Raw genomic sequence first — 16,255 nt, forward strand, 5'->3', positions numbered from 1 at the left:
GCAAATATACTAAATTAGAATCATTCTAAAGAAGTTGATTTAAACTAGTTAATTATATAGTATATTTGCTCTATGACATTTGATGCTATAATTGGCCAAGAACATATAAAAAAACACCTTATAAAATCTGCTGAAAATGGCAGAATTCCACATGCGCAATTATTTGTTGGTAAAGAAGGTAGTGGTACCTTACCTATGGCAATCGCCTATGCACAACATTTAATTACTAGCACATCTAATAATCCAGAAGTTAGTGCTATTAAATGTGAAAAACTGCAACATCCCGACTTGCATTTTGCGTTTCCTGTAACTACTAATGATAGTGTAAAAAAACACCCTATTAGTAATTTGTTTTTAGAAGACTGGCGTACTTTTTTAAACGAAAATCCATACGGAAGTCTTTTCAACTGGCTTCAATCAATTGGAGTAGAAAATAAACAGGGTCAAATAGGTGTTGATGAAGCAGAAGACATTGTAAAAAAGCTAACCCTAAAATCATACGAAGGTGGTTTTAAAGTAATGATTATTTGGATGGCGGAAAAAATGAACACTGCTGCTGCCAATAAACTTCTAAAACTAATTGAGGAGCCACCTAATAAAACAGTTTTTATTTTAGTTGCAGAAGACGAAGGTCAAATTATAAACACTATTAAATCTAGATGCCAAGCCTTACACTTCACTCCTTTAAGTGAAAACAGCATTGCTGAACAATTAACCTATAAAGGTGCTAGCGAAAATGAAGCTTTAAAAATAGCTCAACAAGCAGAAGGAAACTTTAATAAAGCTTTACACATATTTCAGCAAGACTCTAAAGATTTTCAGTTTGAAGAATGGTTTATCATCTGGATCAGAAGTGCATTTAAAGCTAAAGGAAATGCGGCTGTTATTCAAGATTTAATCGGTTGGAGCGAAGCCATTGCAAAAACTGGTAGAGAAACTCAAAAACAATTCATTCAATATTGCTTACATTTTTTCAGACAAGCATTATTGATGAACTACGGAGCAAATAATTTAGTGTTTTTAGAAACCGAAACTCCCAATTTTCAACTTGAAAAATTTGCTCCTTTTGTACATAGTGGCAATATTTTAACTATTGAAAAAGAATTAAATGATGCACAATATCATATTGAACGAAACGGAAACGCTAAAATAATTTTGTTAGATCTTTCTATAAAGCTTACGCGTTTATTACACACCAAAGAAGAAAAAATAAATACCTAATGAAAACAGCAAAAACCTTAATTTTACTTTTACTTATAGCCGCCTGTACTTCACCTTCTAAAAATAATCTTCAAGACTATATGGTTGGTTCATGGGAAACAGAGTATATTAAAATTGAATACCCTACAATTCAAAAATCAGATAGTTCATATGTTTTTGAAGACGATTTTAGCAAACCAAATGTTGGTAGAGCTCAGTCTTTATATAAAAAAGATGGCACGTTTTCTGCATGGTTTAAACAACCAGACGGTACAAAAGTTGGTGAAAGTAGTGGTTTATGGAAAACAAAAGGTGATAGCTTGTTTGTAGACTACACCTATCAAGGGAAAAAAGTAGAAGCTTGGTACATTATTAAACAAACCGACACGGGTTTTAACGGTACCGTAATTTATGATTGGGATGGAGATGGTGAATTTGACGACAAACTTTTTATGAAAACAAAAAAAATAACCAAATAATTGGCAATTCTAAACAATATATCTTTACGTAATCGGATTTTTTTATCAATGATTGTATTGGTGTTATTAACATCAATATTAATTGTTACCGTTACTATTATTCAATACGATGAACAAACCAAAGATTACAATGTTCAACGATTTGGAAGAAAAGAAGATGCTACAAAGCAAGATATTGAAATAAAACTTCAACAAACCACATTTCCTATAACTACAGAAAATATTGCAAATATTTTTGAAAGTAATATTTATGAAATGGCACGAGTACATAAACTTACCATAAGTATGTATGATATGTATGGTTGTTTATTAAAATCATCAGTACCTGTTGCTTTTGAAAAAATTGAAGAAAACTCATTATCTCCAGATATATTATACGATTTAGGAAAAAGTTCAGAGTACAGAATTACTCGAGATAAAGAAGAAAAAGGTACTACTTACCAATCATCTTACACTTATATAAACGATACACGTTTTAAAAGAATTGGTATTTTAGAATTACAAATAGCTCAAGACAATGAACTGCAAAAAAAAGAGCTTCGGGAATTTATCTCAAGGCTATCTTTGGTATACCTTTTAATGTTTTTAATTGCCATTTTATTAGCTTATCTATTATCTAGCTACATCACAAAGTCTATACAAGAAATTTCTCAAAAAATTAAAGAAACACGCTTAAATAAACGCAACGAAAAAATTGTTTTAGCCTCTGCAAGCTCCGAAATAAACTCATTAATAGAATCATATAATAATATGATTGATCAATTAGAAGATAGTGCTGCAAAATTAGCCCAAAGTGAACGAGAGCAAGCCTGGAAAGAAATGGCAAAACAAGTAGCCCACGAAATAAAAAACCCATTAACCCCAATGCGTCTTACGGTTCAAAGTTTTGAAAGAAGATTTGATCCTGAAGACCTAAATATCAAAGAGAAAGTAAAAGAATATAGCCAAACATTAATTCAACAAATTGATGTAATGAGCTCCATTGCTTCTGCCTTTTCAGATTTTGCGAAAATGCCTTCTCAACGAAAAGAAAATTTAGATGTTGTTGATGTTGTAAAACATGCTTTAGATATTTTTCAAGAAGATTTTGTAAACTATCAACCTCATGAAAAAGAAATTTACGCACATTTAGACAAAACACAACTTGTACGCATAGTTACTAACTTAGTTAAAAATGCTACACAAGCGATAGATACAAATCATGAAAATCCACAAATTAAGATAGAAGTTTTAACAGAAGTAAATAATGTAAAAATTATAATTACTGATAACGGAAAAGGGATTTCAGAAGCTAACAAAAAACTAATTTTTGAACCTAAGTTCACTACTAAAACAAGTGGTATGGGATTAGGCTTACCAATGATAAAAAATATTATAGAAGCCTATAATGGCTCTATTTCATTTACTTCTAAAGAAGGAGTAGGAACTCAATTTATTGTAATTTTACCAAAAAATTAACCAGATATGACTTTTGAAAACATTTTAATTGAAAAAAACAATCAATTAGCAACCATAACCATTAACCGTCCTAAAAAATTAAACGCTTTAAATAAAGCTACTATTGAAGAACTTCATGAAGGCTTTAAAACTTTAGATGCTGATGCTGATGTAAAAGTAATTTTAATAACAGGTAGTGGTGAAAAAGCTTTTGTTGCCGGTGCAGATATTTCTGAATTCTCAAATTTTTCTGTGGAAGAAGGAGGGAAATTAGCTGCAAAAGGTCAAGAAATATTATTTGATTTTGTAGAAAACTTAAATACTCCTGTAATAGCATTAGTAAATGGTTTTGCTTTAGGTGGAGGTTTAGAATTAGCAATGGCTTGTCATTTTAGAATCGCAACAGATAATGCTAGAATGGGATTACCTGAAACTTCGTTAGGTGTAATTCCTGGTTATGGAGGTACTCAACGTTTACCACAACTAATTGGTAAAGGAAAAGCTATGGAGTTAATCATGACTGCAGGTATGATTTCTGCAGAAGAAGCAAAAAGTTTAGGTTTAGTGAATTATGTTGTTTCTCAAGAAGAATTATTACCCTTAGCAACCAAAATTGCTGGTAAAATAATGAATAACTCATCTGTAGCTATTAGCAAAGCTATAAAAGCTGTAAATGATAGTTTTAGAAATGTAAACGGATTCGAAACCGAAGTTACAGAGTTTGGTAATTGTTTTGGAACAGAAGACTTTAAAGAAGGAACAACAGCATTTTTGGAAAAAAGAAAAGCTGAGTTTCCAGGTAAGTAATAAAATAAAAAATAAGGTTCTCAATAAATGCGGGAACCTTATTTTATTTGGGGATTAAATACTCTAACATTACTTTGTTAACGATGTAAACATATTAATTGTTTATTTAAAAAACAAAACTTTTCTTAAAAAAAATAAAACGCCGCTGAAATCAGCGGCGTTTTATAATACCATAATTAAAATAATCCCCATTTTATCAACTATGATTAGCGAGGGTAACCTCACCACGAAGCAAATATACATTACAACCTGATTGTTAAAACATTACATGTATAATTGGTAGTAAAAAATACATAATTGGTAATAATTTAATTAAAACAATCAAAATCTAATGTTTTATTAAAAAAAAAGAAAGAGGTAGATTGCAACTTTTTATGTATAAATTGCAATAATTATGCTATAAATTGTAATTTTTTCATGATTAATGTTAATTTTTTATTGTTATTTCTACATTAAATACTATTTTTATAGCTTAAAAAAATGCTTGCACATGATAAAGTGTATAATTGTAGACGATGAATCTAAAGCTATCAAGAGTTTATCTTGGGAGCTCTCCAATTTTAGTGAAGAAATAGAAATTGAAGCAACTTTTACTGAACCTGAAAAAGCTCTAACTTATTTAGATTCTAATAAAATAGATTGTTTGTTTCTTGACATTGAAATGCCTACTATGGACGGTTTTCAGTTTATTAACAAATTAAAGAAAAAAGATTTTGCTGTTATCATTACCACCGCTTATAATGATTATGCTATTGAAGCTTTAAAAAATGAGGCAATAGATTATCTTTTAAAACCTGTGGATACTGATGACCTTGAAAAAGCCCTAAATAAAATTAAAAAATTTAGCACTAGGCAAACTCAATTTGAAAGCAACGAGAAGTTTGAAGAAATTCTTGTAAAGTTTAACGAGAAATTTAACAGTAAAAAAATTATTATTAATGCTGATGGTAAATTACTGTTCTTAAATCCTTGTGAAATCTTATATATAGAATCTGACGGTAACTACTCTACTGTTTACACTACAAATGGTAAAAAAATAGTTATCACAAAAAAATTAAAAGAAATTAATCAGTTAGTTCCTGATGATAGTTTTTTTAGAATACATAACTCATACATCATCAATTTAGATAAAGTAAAAGAGTTTTACAAAACAGATGGTTACGTGGTAATTGAACAAAACCATAAAATACCAGTTTCTAGGCAGCGAAAATCAGAGTTTTTAGACAAATTTTAATGAGAACAACGTTTTTACTTTTTTTAACAATTTTTTTATTCTCTTTTACGACATTTAGTCAAAAAGATAATGATGAAGTTATTGAAAGTATAAACACAGTAATTGATGAAAAACCTAAAGATTATTTTATATTGTTTGACTATTTCGACAATGCTAAATTATCTTCAGACGAAGCACAATTACTGTTTGATAAAAGTTTAGAAACCAAATATGTACTTGGTCAAATTTTCGCTTTAAACGCGCTTGGTAGAAACGAGAAATATCAAAGTAATTTTAAAGAAGCTTTAAACTATTATTTTCGCTCTTTAAAGCTTTCTGAAATTACCAATAACAAACCCACTCAGGTTTTAACAAAAAACATAATTGCAGGTATTTACAAAAGTCAAGATGATATTAGAAATGCATTAGACTATTACCAATCGGCAATTTCCATAGCAAAAGAAATTAAAAATCCATCTCTAGAAAATAGAAAAAGCATTAGTGTTGCACACAATAGCATTGGTAATATATATATCAGCATCAATCAATACGAATTAGCTTTGGAGAAATTTCTTCTTTGTATTAAAATTGAAGAAGAACTCAACGATAAAACTGGACTTGCTATCAACTATCAAAACATGGGTAAGGTTTTAGAGTTAATGGGAAGTTATGATGAAGCTATAGAAAACTACACAAAATCATTAGAATTTAATAATGATATAAGCTCTAAAACAGGAAGAGTAATTTGCTATAATAGTATTTGTAGTGCATTGGTAAAAAAAGGTGATTATCAAATTGCTTATGATACCATTCTTAAAATATTTCCTGAAAGTCAAATGTTAAGAAATAAATTTTTCGCTATTCAAACGCTAACTAACTTAGGCTTAACAGAATTAAAATTAAAAAACTACAACCAATCAAAATCTTTTTTAAAACAAGCTTTAGAAACAGCCAATGATAGAGGTTTTATTGAGAATGAAATTAATGCTTCGTTTCATTTATCTGAACTTTATGAAGCTCAAGATTCAGCCAGACTGGCTTTTAAATATTACAAACGAGCTGATAAACTTCAAAAGAAAACCACCTTACAAAAAAATATAATTTACGTAAACAATTTAATATCAAAACACGAATTACAATCTAAAGCCAACGAAATAAACACTTTAGAAAACAGAAGTAAAATACAAACCCTACAATTAGCAAGAAATAGAAATATTTTAATAATTACATTAATTACTCTTGCTCTAATTAGTGTTGCTCTGTATTCATTATACATTCACAGAATGTTAACCAACGAGCAAAAAATATTATTATTAGAACAACAAGCGTTACAAACACAAATGAATCCTCATTTTATATTTAACGCATTAAACTCAATTAAACTCTACATAATTAATAACGAGCAAAAAAATGCTGTTTATTACCTAAATAAATTTTCTAAACTAATTAGAAACATACTAGATGTTTCTAAAATAAAAGAAGTGGCTTTAAAAGAGGAACTCAATACTATGGATTTATATATGAGTATTGAAAATATTAGGTTTAATAATGAAATTAACTATATAGTTGACGTTGATAAAAAAGTAAATACAGATACCATAAAGGTGCCTCCTTTAATTTTACAACCTTTTTTAGAAAACGCTATTTGGCATGGATTATCCTCAAAAAAAGGGGTAAAAAAAATTAATCTTTTAGTTAGAAAAATATCAAGCTCCCTATTAGAGGTTACTATAGAAGATAATGGAATTGGTAGAGATGCAGCAGGCGCCATTAAAAAAGAAAAATCATTAAAAAGAAAATCTATAGGGATTGATTTAACCAAAGAAAGACTTAAAACATTCGCTAATGATTATTCAGGTGATTGCTCTGTAATTTACACTGATTTAAAAGATAAAGACAACAAACCAACCGGCACTAAAGTTTCATTAGTGTTTCCATTAAATTAAAAGTCGAATTTCAATTGCACCCAAACGGGTGCTTTTTTTTCGGTATTTAAATTACTAAAAGAAATACCCAATAATCTAACAGAGTTTTCTAATACATCTTGATACAATAACTCTTTAACCAACGGAAAAAAATCATTTTTAAGTTGTAAAAACTCAGCAACTGTTTTGCTTCTTGTTTGCTGCGTGAAATCAGAATATTTAATTTTCAAGGTTATCGTTTTCCCTTTTGTTCCTGTTTTAAGCATTCTTTTTTCTAATTCATCAGCAATAAACTCTAAACGCTGTAACATAAATACTTCAGATGATATATTCTCTGCAAAAGTTCTTTCAGCCGCTATTGATTTTCTAATTCTGTTAGGCTTTACCAAACCATTATGTATTCCTCTTACAATTTGATAATAATGCAAGCCGGACTTTCCAAATAGACTTGTTAGTTCTTCTAATGTTCTTTTTTTTAAGTCATTACCATTAAAAATACCCAAATTATGCATTTTAGCTGCGGTTACCTTACCTACTCCATAAAATTTAGCTACTGGTAAATCTTCTAGAAAAGGAATAACATCTTCAGGGTTGATTGTTTTTTGTCCATTTGGCTTATTAATATCAGAAGCTACTTTAGCTAAAAACTTATTAATAGAAATACCTGCCGAAGCCCTAAGCTGTAACTCTTCCCAAATCCTATCTCTTATCTCTTGCGCAATTAGGCTTGCAGAAGGGTTCCCTTTTTTATTTTCTGTAACATCTAAATAAGCTTCATCTAAAGATAATGGTTCAACTAAATCTGTATAATCATAAAAAATAGCCCTTATTTTAGAAGATACTTCTTTATAACGTGAAAAACGTGGAGGTACAAAAATAATATGGGGACATTTTTTTTTTGCCAAAAAACCGCTCATTGCAGATCTAACCCCATATTTTCTGGCCTCATAACTTGCAGCAGACACTACTCCTCTAACTTCACTACCACCAACCGCAACAGGTTTTCCAATTAAATCAGGGTTATCCAATTGTTCTACTGATGCATAAAAAGCATCCATATCTACATGAATAATTTTACGATATGGTGGCTGAAGTTCCATAAAGTAAAATTAAAAAAAAGCGCTCTAAATAGAGCGCTTTTTCATATTATATACTACAGGAGTTTCCTTTTTGAAACTTTAACTTTTCGGATCTTCCTTTCTTAAAAATCTTATTACTTGCGTGTTTTCCTTTTCTTAATTCTTTCTGTTCTTCATATGGTAAGTGAATTATTTCTTGACACTCAGTAGAACAAGTATTTTCCATTTTCTCAGCACAATCATCACACTGTATGAATAATAAATGACAACCTTCATTTGCGCAATTTGTGTGAGTATCACAAGGTTTTCCGCATTGATGACAATTTGAAATTACGTCATCAGAAATACGCTCAGCTCTTCGGTGATCAAAAACAAAGTTTTTCCCTAAAAATTTATTTTCTAACCCTTCGTCTTTAACTTGTCTCGTATATTCTATAATACCACCTTCTAATTGAAAAACATTTTTAAAACCTTTGTGTTTATAATAAGCAGAGGCTTTTTCACATCGAATACCTCCTGTACAATACATTAATAGGTTTTTATCTTCTTTATGTTCTTTTAAATCTTCTTCAATTATATCTAAAGAGTCTCTAAAAGTATCCACATCTGGAGTAATTGCACCATCAAAATGACCAATTTCGCTTTCATAATGATTTCGCATATCTACACAAATCGTATTAGGATTTGCTAACATTTCATTAAACTCTTTTGCAGAAAGATGTACACCTTTATTCGTAACATCAAATGTATCATCATCTAAACCGTCAGCAACAATTTTATTTCTAACCTTAACTTTAAGTTTTAAAAATGATTTATTGTCTTGTTCAACAGCTACATTTAAACGAATATCTTTTAAAAAAGAAATACTATCTAATTGTTCTTTTAAGGCTAAGAAATTCTCTGCTGGTACAGAAATCTGAGCATTTATTCCTTCGTAAGAAACATAAGTTCTTCCCAAAACATCTAGTTTATCCCACTCGATAAACAATTTATCTCTAAAAATTTGTGGATTTTCTATCTTGAAATATTGATAGAATGAAATTGTAATACGGTCTTTGCCCGCTTCATCAATTAATTTAGCGCGTTCTTCTGCGCTTAACTTGTTGTACAGTTGCATGCTATACCCTTTTAAGTTAAACATTATTTTAAAGCTGCAAATGTAGGGATTTTATATATTTTTAATAGCCTTTTACAAAACTTGTTTAAAATTAAACAGTTGGTTAATTTTTACTATTTTTTAAATGCTTCGGATGTTTTTTTTATTGAAATTTGCATCAAGAAAATACACCTGTTGTATGATAAGAAAAGTAACATTACAAGATGCTAATCAACTGAAAGACATTTATAATTATTATATAAATCATTCTGTTGCAACATTGGAAGAAACTGAAATTTCAGAAATGTATTTTATAAATCTTATCAAGACTATTACGCCAAAATTCCCATGGTATGTTTATGAAGTTAATAAAGAAATTATTGGCTTTGCAAGCGCTAGCCCTTGGAAAGAAAGAAGCGGCTATAAAAATAGCGTACAATTATCTGTATATTTAAGACCTAATAATCATCATAAAGGAATAGGCACAAAACTATATACAAAAGTAATTGATGATGTTAAAAAACAAGGAATAAAAGTGTTAATGGGAGGCATTTCATTACCAAACGAAGCTAGTGTTAGGCTTCATGAAAAGTTTGGATTTGTGAAAGCAGCTCATTTTAATAAAATAGGATACAAATTTAATAAATGGGTTGACGTAGGTTATTGGCAACTTATTTTAAATGAATAAACATGAGAGTAGCAGTAGTTGGTGCAACAGGAATGGTTGGAAACGTTATGTTGCAAGTTTTAGCAGAAAGAAATTTCCCGGTAACAGAATTAATTCCAGTTGCTTCTGAAAGATCCGTTGGAAAAAAAATAAATTTTAAAGGAACAGCTTACAGTATTGTAAGCTTACAAGAAGCTGTTAGCATGCAGCCAGATATAGCCTTATTTTCAGCAGGTGGTAGCACATCATTAGAATGGGCTCCAAAGTTTGCAGAGGCAGGAACAACTGTAATTGATAATTCTTCTGCTTGGAGAATGGACCCATCAAAAAAATTAATTGTACCGGAGATTAATGCATCAGAATTAACTGAAGACGATAAAATAATAGCCAATCCTAATTGTTCTACCATTCAAATGGTCGTAGCATTAGCTCCTTTACACAAAAAATACACTATTAATCGTTTAGTAATTTCAACTTACCAATCAATTACTGGTACGGGTGTAAAAGCAGTTCAACAATTAGAAAATGAAGCTAATGGTATAGATGGCGACAATGCATATCCATATCAAATTCACAAAAATGCATTACCACATTGTGATGTATTTGAAGAAGCTGGTTACACAAAAGAGGAATTAAAACTAGTTAGAGAAACTCATAAAATATTAAACGACCCAAGCATTGGAATTACTGCAACAGCTGTAAGAATTCCTGTAGTTGGTGGACATTCTGAAGCTGTAAATATCGAATTTGATAATGAATTTACTACCGAAGATGTTAAAAATATTTTAAGCCAAACCGATGGAGTTACTTTACAAGACGATATAGACAATAATATATATCCAATGCCATTTTTTGCAGAAGGAAGAGACGATGTTTTTGTTGGTAGAATTCGTAGAGACTTATCTCAGCCGAACTCACTAAACATGTGGATAGTTGCAGACAATTTACGCAAAGGAGCAGCTACAAACACTATTCAAATTGCCGAATATTTAGTAGCTAATAATTTAATTAAAAGTTCTATTTCTATATAAATAGATATAATTTTTATTCTTGATGAAAATCCTGTTAAAATAATTTAACAGGATTTTTTTATGTGTAATTTTGACCTATGGATAAACAACAAGTTATAAACAACACTATTCTTTATGTAAAAGAAACGCTACAAGGAGCTGAAGGTGGTCATGATTACTTTCATATAGAAAGGGTATACAAAACTGCCCTAACAATAGCTAAAACAGAAAATGTAAATAATTTTATTGTAGCACTCGGAGCATTATTACATGATATTGCTGATAGTAAATTTTATAATGGTGATGAAACTATTGGGCCTAAAAAAGCAAGAAAGTTTTTAGAAGCACAAGGTGTTAATGAAGAGATAATAATTCATGTTGAAAAGATTATTAAAAACATATCATTTAAAGGAGGGAACTTTAAAAAAGAATTCACTTCTAAAGAATTGGAAGTAATTCAAGATGCAGATAGATTAGATGCAATTGGTGCCATAGGTATAGCCAGATGTTTTAATTATGGTGGTTTTAAAAACAGAGCTTTATACGATCCAGATATCTTACCAAACTTACATATGACTAAAGAAGAGTATAAAAAATCAACTGCACCAACAATTAATCATTTTTACGAAAAGTTATTATTATTAAAAGATAGAATGAACACAACAACTGGTAGAAAAATTGCTGAAGAAAGGCATAATTTTATGCAAACCTTTTTAAATCAGTTTTTTAAAGAATGGAATGGAAATTGAGTTTCGTTAATTAGTAGTTAATAAAAATCGTTTTTTATTAAAAATTTTTCATTTTTTTGAAAAAAAGTTTGCACATATATTAAAATAAGTTATATTTACATTGTTGATACATAATCCCCAAGTATTAATAATCCCCAAGAATAAAAAAACGCTCAACTTTTAAAGTTGAGCGTTTTTTATTTCTTATCAGTTAATTTCTTAAGCTTCAAATGGAACTATAGAAACATATGATTTGTTATCTTTTTTCTTTTGGAATTGTACAACACCATCAACTTTAGCATGTAAAGTATGATCTTTACCCATGTAAACATTTTCACCTGGATTGTGTTGAGTTCCTCTTTGACGAACAATAATATTACCTGCAATAGCAGCTTGTCCTCCAAAAATCTTTACTCCTAAACGTTTCGATTCTGATTCACGACCGTTCTTCGAACTACCGACACCTTTCTTATGAGCCATTTCTTTGTGAGTTTATTAGGTTAAAAAATTATTTATTTAAAGCTTCAATTAATTCAGCTTTCTTTAAAGACGTATAACCAGAGATTCCTCTCTCTTTAGCGATAGCCTTTAATTCAGCAACAGTTTTGCTAGATAAATCATTTGAATCTTCAGCCTTTACTTCTTTCTTTGGTTCAGCTTTCTTAGCAGCTTTAACTCCAGAAGCAGCAATGCTTTCAATTTGGATTTCAGTTAAGTACTGACGGTGACCATTTTTCTTTTTGTAACCTTTTCTTCTTTTCTTCTTGAAAACGATTACTTTTTCACCTTTTAAGTGACCTAAAACCTTTGCAGTTACTCCTGCTCCTTCTATAGCTGGGGCGCCAACAGTTACATTTCCGTTATCTTCAATAAGCATTACTTTATCAAATGTTACATTTGATCCTTCTGCCTCTTGTAAACGGTGAACGTATACTTTTTGGTCTTTTGCTACTTTAAATTGCTGCCCTGCTATCTCTACGATTGCGTACATACTAATTTGTTTATGCGTTTATTTTTAAATAATTACACTTTCTTAAACAGAAAATGCGGGTGCAAATATACATCTTTTTTATTACAATACAATCTGTTTTTCAGAATTTTACAGACGCAAGTAACAATGATTATTTTAGTATTTTTGATTGCATTATTTTTTTTTTAAAAAAAACGTAACAAATGTTAACAGCTGACGTCAAATATACAATTCAATCAAATATTTTAAATTAAAATAACCAATGAAAAGAAGAATTTTAACTCTTGCTACTGCCGCTTTTGCCCTTGTTGCAAACGCTCAGAAAGTAGATTTTGAAGAGTACGGTTTAAACAATGGTATGCATGTAATTTTACATCAAGATAAATCAGCTCCAGTAGTTACTGTTGGAGTTATGTACCACGTAGGTGCAAAAGATGAGGCTGATGGAAAAACAGGTATGGCTCATTTTTACGAACATTTATTATTTACCGGTACAAAAAATATTGGCCGTGGCGAATGGAATAAAATAGAAGCTGCTAATGGAGGCGCTGGAAATGCTAATACTAACTGGGATAGAACTTATTATTATGAAACTTTTCCTTCTAATAATCTAGAATTAGCCTTATGGATGGAATCTGAAAGGTTACTTCATCCTATCATCGACCAAAAAGCTGTAGACACACAAAATGAGGTTGTTAAAGAAGAAAAAAGACAACGTATGGACAATGCTCCATATGGAAAAATAATTTACGGTGATGTATACCGTCATATTTTTGACAAACACAATTATGGAAGACCAATGATTGGTTATATTGAAGACTTAGACGCTGCAAAATTATCAGAGTTTAAAGCTTTTTATGACAAATGGTACATGCCAAACAATGCAGTTTTAGTGGTTGCCGGAGACTTTGAATCTAAAGCAGCAAAAAAAATGATCAAAGATTATTTTGGCCCTATTCCAAAAAGAACATTACCAAAACGTGAAAAAATTGTAGAACCAGAAAGAACTCAAGAGAAGAGAGTTAAAGAATATGATAGCAATATTCAATTACCTGCAATTCTACTTGCTCACAAAACTCCTTCAATGAAAGAAAGAGACGCTGTTGTATTAAGCGTTATTTCTACAGTTTTAAGTAACGGAAAAAGTTCAAGATTATTTAAAAAGTTAGTGGACGATAAAAAGAAGGCTTTACAAGTATTCTCTTTTGCTAGAGAACTTGAAGACTATAGCGTATATAATATTGGTGCGATTCCTTTAGGTAAAACTTCTTTAGAAGATTTAATTAAAGAAATGGACGAGGAAATAGAAAAGTTACAAACAGAGTTAATTTCGGACCGTGATTTACAAAAAGTTCGTAACAAGTTTGAAAACAACTATGTTGCCTCTAACGCAAGTGTACAAGGTATAGCAAATTCTTTAGCTAGAAATTACATGTTAGTTGGAGATACAAATAGAATTAATAAAGAGTTAGAAATTATTAACTCTATTACCAAAGAAGAAATTAGAGACGTAGCTAAAAAGTATTTAGCAAAAAACCGTCGAGTAGTAATCGAATATTTACCAAAAAAGAAATAATCAATTAAACTGAATTTAATGAAAACGAAAATATTTTCAATCGTAACAATATTATTTCTATCATTAACTGTTTCAGCACAGATTGATAGAACAAAACAACCAAAACCAGGTCCAGCTCCTAAAATTAATTTAGGTTCACCAGAAAAGTTTACTTTACCCAACGGACTACAAGTTTTAGTTGTTGAAAACCATAAATTACCTAGAGTTGCTGCTACATTAACCATTGACAATCCTCCTATGACTTATGGAAATAAAAAAGGAGTAGAAGGTTTATTAAGCGGAATGTTAGGTACTGGATCTACAAATATGCCTAAAAGTAAATTCGACGAAGAAGTTGATTTTTTAGGTGCTAATATTTCTTTTTGGGATGAGGGTGCCAGAGCAAGTTCATTAACTAAATATTTCCCAAAAGTTTTAGGCTTGATGGCAGATGCTGCTTTTAACCCTGTATTTACTCAAGAAGAGTTTGATAAGCAAATGACTCAAACTTTAGATGGTATTAAATCTAACGCGAACAGTGTTACTGCTGTTGCAAGTCGTGTTGAAGATGTATTAACATATGGTAAAGATCATCCTTATGGTGAATTTACTTCTGAAGAAACATTAAAAAATGTAACTCTAGAGGATGTAAAAAACTTATACAATAAAACTTACAAGCCAAATAACGCTTATTTAATTATTGTTGGTGACATTAATTTAAAAACTGCTAAAACGCTAGTAACCAAATTATTTTCTAACTGGGAAAAAGGAATGTTACCAAACAACGTATTACCTCAACCAAAGGCTCCATCTACTACAGAAATTAACTTTATTGACATGCCTAATGCTGTTCAGTCAGAATTATCTATAGTTAATACCGTTAATTTAAAAATGGGCGATAAAGATTACTACGCTGCCTTATTAGCAAATCAAATTTTAGGTGGTGGTGGTACCGGAAGATTATATAAAAATTTACGTGAAGACAAAGGATACACCTATGGTGCGTATTCTGGAATTGGATCTAGCAGATATGTAGCCCGTTTCAAAGCAGGTGCTTCTGTAAGAAATATGGTTACAGATAGTGCAATGGTTGAAGCCTTAAAAGAAATAAACAAAATACGTTATCAAGGTGTCACTAAAGAAGAGTTAGAAATAGCAAAAGCTAAATACATCGGTTCTTTTGTAAGAAATGTTGAAAGACCTGAAACTGTAGCTTCTTACGCTTTAAATATTTTAACTAATAAGTTGCCTCAAGATTATTATAAAAACTACTTAAAAAATATTAATGCTGTTACGTTAGAAGATGTACAAAATGCAGCTATTAAATATTTTAGAGGTGATAAAGCAAAAATAATCATTACTGGTAAAGGTATTGACGTACTTAAAAATTTAGAAAAAACAGCTGATTACACTATCAAGTACTTTGATAAATACGGAAACCCAACAAGTAAACCAGCTATGACTCTTCCAATTCCAGCGGGAGTAACTGCAACCTCTGTTGTAAACGATTATTTTAAAGCTATTGGAGGAAAAGACAAAGTAGCTGGCGTAAAATCTTTAGTAATCTCTTCTAAAGGTAAAATACAAGGTACAGAATTAGCTTTAACTCAAAAGTATGCAAACCCTAACAAATCATTAACTACCGTTAGTGTTATGGGTAATGTAATGCAAAAAACTGTTTTTGATGGGGCTGCAGGATATACAGAGGCTAGAGGTCAAAGAATTGATTTAACCGGAGATGATTTAACCGAAGCTAAACAAAGTACCACTCCTTTTGCTGATGAAGCATACAAAACTGCTAAATTAGATAGAATAGAGCCAATAGATGGCAACAACGCATATGTTATTGTTGCTGGTACTAAAGAAATTTTTTACGACGCAAAAACTGGCTTAAAAATCAAAGAAGTAAAAACTCAAAAAGGACCTCAAGGTGAAGTAAAGGTTCCTGTAGAATATTCAAATTACAAAGAAGTAAACGGAATTAAATTTCCACATACCGTAACTCAGTCAATGGGACCAATGAAGTTAGTATTTAATGTTGAAAGCATTAGTATTAACCAAGGTGTATCGGACGCTGATTTTAAATAGT

General features: G+C 30.4%; 15 protein-coding genes. 11 read left to right on the top strand and 4 right to left on the bottom strand.

What is annotated here, in order from left to right; all coding sequences use genetic code 11:
* The first annotated feature begins 72 nt into the window (after positions 1-72).
* From ACFQ1U_RS12115 to ACFQ1U_RS12140, 6 genes are all read left to right on the top strand, one after another.
* Positions 73-1,221, top strand: a complete 1,149-nt coding sequence (locus ACFQ1U_RS12115) for a DNA polymerase III subunit (RefSeq protein WP_386108726.1) — start codon at positions 73-75, stop codon at positions 1,219-1,221.
* Complete coding sequence (locus ACFQ1U_RS12120) at positions 1,221-1,679, top strand: hypothetical protein (protein WP_386108728.1); 459 nt, start codon at positions 1,221-1,223, stop codon at positions 1,677-1,679. Before ACFQ1U_RS12115 ends, ACFQ1U_RS12120 begins: the two co-directional genes overlap by 1 nt.
* Positions 1,680-1,727: 48 nt before the next feature.
* Positions 1,728-3,137, top strand: a complete 1,410-nt coding sequence (locus ACFQ1U_RS12125) for a sensor histidine kinase (RefSeq protein WP_386108730.1) — start codon at positions 1,728-1,730, stop codon at positions 3,135-3,137.
* Between the two features lie 6 nt (positions 3,138-3,143).
* Positions 3,144-3,923 (top strand): enoyl-CoA hydratase/isomerase family protein, encoded by a 780-nt coding sequence (locus tag ACFQ1U_RS12130; protein WP_386108732.1) that lies wholly within the window; start codon positions 3,144-3,146, stop codon positions 3,921-3,923.
* Between the two features lie 490 nt (positions 3,924-4,413).
* On the top strand, positions 4,414-5,157 hold the full coding sequence (locus ACFQ1U_RS12135; RefSeq protein WP_386108734.1) for a LytR/AlgR family response regulator transcription factor: 744 nt from the start codon (positions 4,414-4,416) through the stop codon (positions 5,155-5,157).
* Positions 5,157-7,082: a tetratricopeptide repeat protein gene (locus ACFQ1U_RS12140; RefSeq protein WP_386108736.1), complete on the top strand. Its 1,926-nt coding sequence runs from the start codon at positions 5,157-5,159 to the stop codon at positions 7,080-7,082. The genes ACFQ1U_RS12135 and ACFQ1U_RS12140 overlap by 1 nt, the downstream gene beginning before the upstream one ends.
* On the opposite strand, the gene dinB is transcribed toward ACFQ1U_RS12140, so the two are convergent.
* Entirely contained in the window at positions 7,079-8,161 is a 1,083-nt protein-coding gene (gene dinB, locus ACFQ1U_RS12145) for a DNA polymerase IV (protein ID WP_386108738.1), read from the bottom strand. The genes ACFQ1U_RS12140 and dinB overlap by 4 nt on opposite strands.
* 46 nt (positions 8,162-8,207) lie before the next feature.
* Positions 8,208-9,257 (bottom strand): oxygen-dependent tRNA uridine(34) hydroxylase TrhO, encoded by a 1,050-nt coding sequence (trhO, locus tag ACFQ1U_RS12150; protein WP_386108855.1) that lies wholly within the window; start codon positions 9,255-9,257, stop codon positions 8,208-8,210.
* A 178-nt stretch (positions 9,258-9,435) separates the two neighbouring features.
* Between trhO and ACFQ1U_RS12155 the strand changes: the two genes are divergently transcribed.
* From ACFQ1U_RS12155 to ACFQ1U_RS12165, 3 genes are all read left to right on the top strand, one after another.
* The gene (locus tag ACFQ1U_RS12155; RefSeq protein WP_386108740.1) at positions 9,436-9,924 is read left to right on the top strand and encodes a GNAT family N-acetyltransferase; all 489 of its coding nucleotides are present in this window, start codon (positions 9,436-9,438) and stop codon (positions 9,922-9,924) included.
* 2 nt (positions 9,925-9,926) lie between these two features.
* Positions 9,927-10,934 (top strand): aspartate-semialdehyde dehydrogenase, encoded by a 1,008-nt coding sequence (locus ACFQ1U_RS12160; protein WP_386108742.1) that lies wholly within the window; start codon positions 9,927-9,929, stop codon positions 10,932-10,934.
* A 77-nt stretch (positions 10,935-11,011) separates the two neighbouring features.
* Positions 11,012-11,662, top strand: coding sequence for an HD domain-containing protein (locus ACFQ1U_RS12165; RefSeq protein WP_386108744.1), 651 nt, complete (start codon positions 11,012-11,014; stop codon positions 11,660-11,662).
* 198 nt (positions 11,663-11,860) lie between these two features.
* On the opposite strand, the gene rpmA is transcribed toward ACFQ1U_RS12165, so the two are convergent.
* Positions 11,861-12,121, bottom strand: coding sequence for a 50S ribosomal protein L27 (rpmA, locus tag ACFQ1U_RS12170; RefSeq protein WP_386108746.1), 261 nt, complete (start codon positions 12,119-12,121; stop codon positions 11,861-11,863).
* Positions 12,122-12,149: 28 nt separating this feature from the next.
* Entirely contained in the window at positions 12,150-12,632 is a 483-nt protein-coding gene (gene rplU, locus ACFQ1U_RS12175; protein ID WP_386108748.1) for a 50S ribosomal protein L21, read from the bottom strand.
* Positions 12,633-12,873: 241 nt separating this feature from the next.
* Between rplU and ACFQ1U_RS12180 the strand changes: the two genes are divergently transcribed.
* Both ACFQ1U_RS12180 and ACFQ1U_RS12185 read left to right on the top strand, forming a co-directional pair.
* A complete protein-coding gene (locus tag ACFQ1U_RS12180; RefSeq protein WP_386108750.1) occupies positions 12,874-14,187 on the top strand; it encodes a M16 family metallopeptidase in 1,314 nt (437 codons plus the stop codon).
* 18 nt (positions 14,188-14,205) lie between these two features.
* Complete coding sequence (locus tag ACFQ1U_RS12185; protein WP_386108752.1) at positions 14,206-16,254, top strand: M16 family metallopeptidase; 2,049 nt, start codon at positions 14,206-14,208, stop codon at positions 16,252-16,254.
* The last annotated feature ends 1 nt before the right edge of the window (position 16,255 follow it).

Origin of the sequence: Tenacibaculum geojense, assembly GCF_042676005.1 — a bacterium.
GTDB lineage: Bacteria > Bacteroidota > Bacteroidia > Flavobacteriales > Flavobacteriaceae > Polaribacter > Polaribacter geojense.

Coding starts and splice junctions, on each gene's coding strand:
- ACFQ1U_RS12115 (WP_386108726.1), top strand. CDS start 73: ATGACATTTGATGCTATAATTGGCCAAGAACATATAAAAAAACACCTT.
- ACFQ1U_RS12120 (WP_386108728.1), top strand. CDS start 1,221: ATGAAAACAGCAAAAACCTTAATTTTACTTTTACTTATAGCCGCCTGT.
- ACFQ1U_RS12125 (WP_386108730.1), top strand. CDS start 1,728: ATGATTGTATTGGTGTTATTAACATCAATATTAATTGTTACCGTTACT.
- ACFQ1U_RS12130 (WP_386108732.1), top strand. CDS start 3,144: ATGACTTTTGAAAACATTTTAATTGAAAAAAACAATCAATTAGCAACC.
- ACFQ1U_RS12135 (WP_386108734.1), top strand. CDS start 4,414: ATGATAAAGTGTATAATTGTAGACGATGAATCTAAAGCTATCAAGAGT.
- ACFQ1U_RS12140 (WP_386108736.1), top strand. CDS start 5,157: ATGAGAACAACGTTTTTACTTTTTTTAACAATTTTTTTATTCTCTTTT.
- dinB (WP_386108738.1), bottom strand. CDS start 8,161: ATGGAACTTCAGCCACCATATCGTAAAATTATTCATGTAGATATGGAT.
- trhO (WP_386108855.1), bottom strand. CDS start 9,257: ATGCAACTGTACAACAAGTTAAGCGCAGAAGAACGCGCTAAATTAATT.
- ACFQ1U_RS12155 (WP_386108740.1), top strand. CDS start 9,436: ATGATAAGAAAAGTAACATTACAAGATGCTAATCAACTGAAAGACATT.
- ACFQ1U_RS12160 (WP_386108742.1), top strand. CDS start 9,927: ATGAGAGTAGCAGTAGTTGGTGCAACAGGAATGGTTGGAAACGTTATG.
- ACFQ1U_RS12165 (WP_386108744.1), top strand. CDS start 11,012: ATGGATAAACAACAAGTTATAAACAACACTATTCTTTATGTAAAAGAA.
- rpmA (WP_386108746.1), bottom strand. CDS start 12,121: ATGGCTCATAAGAAAGGTGTCGGTAGTTCGAAGAACGGTCGTGAATCA.
- rplU (WP_386108748.1), bottom strand. CDS start 12,632: ATGTACGCAATCGTAGAGATAGCAGGGCAGCAATTTAAAGTAGCAAAA.
- ACFQ1U_RS12180 (WP_386108750.1), top strand. CDS start 12,874: ATGAAAAGAAGAATTTTAACTCTTGCTACTGCCGCTTTTGCCCTTGTT.
- ACFQ1U_RS12185 (WP_386108752.1), top strand. CDS start 14,206: ATGAAAACGAAAATATTTTCAATCGTAACAATATTATTTCTATCATTA.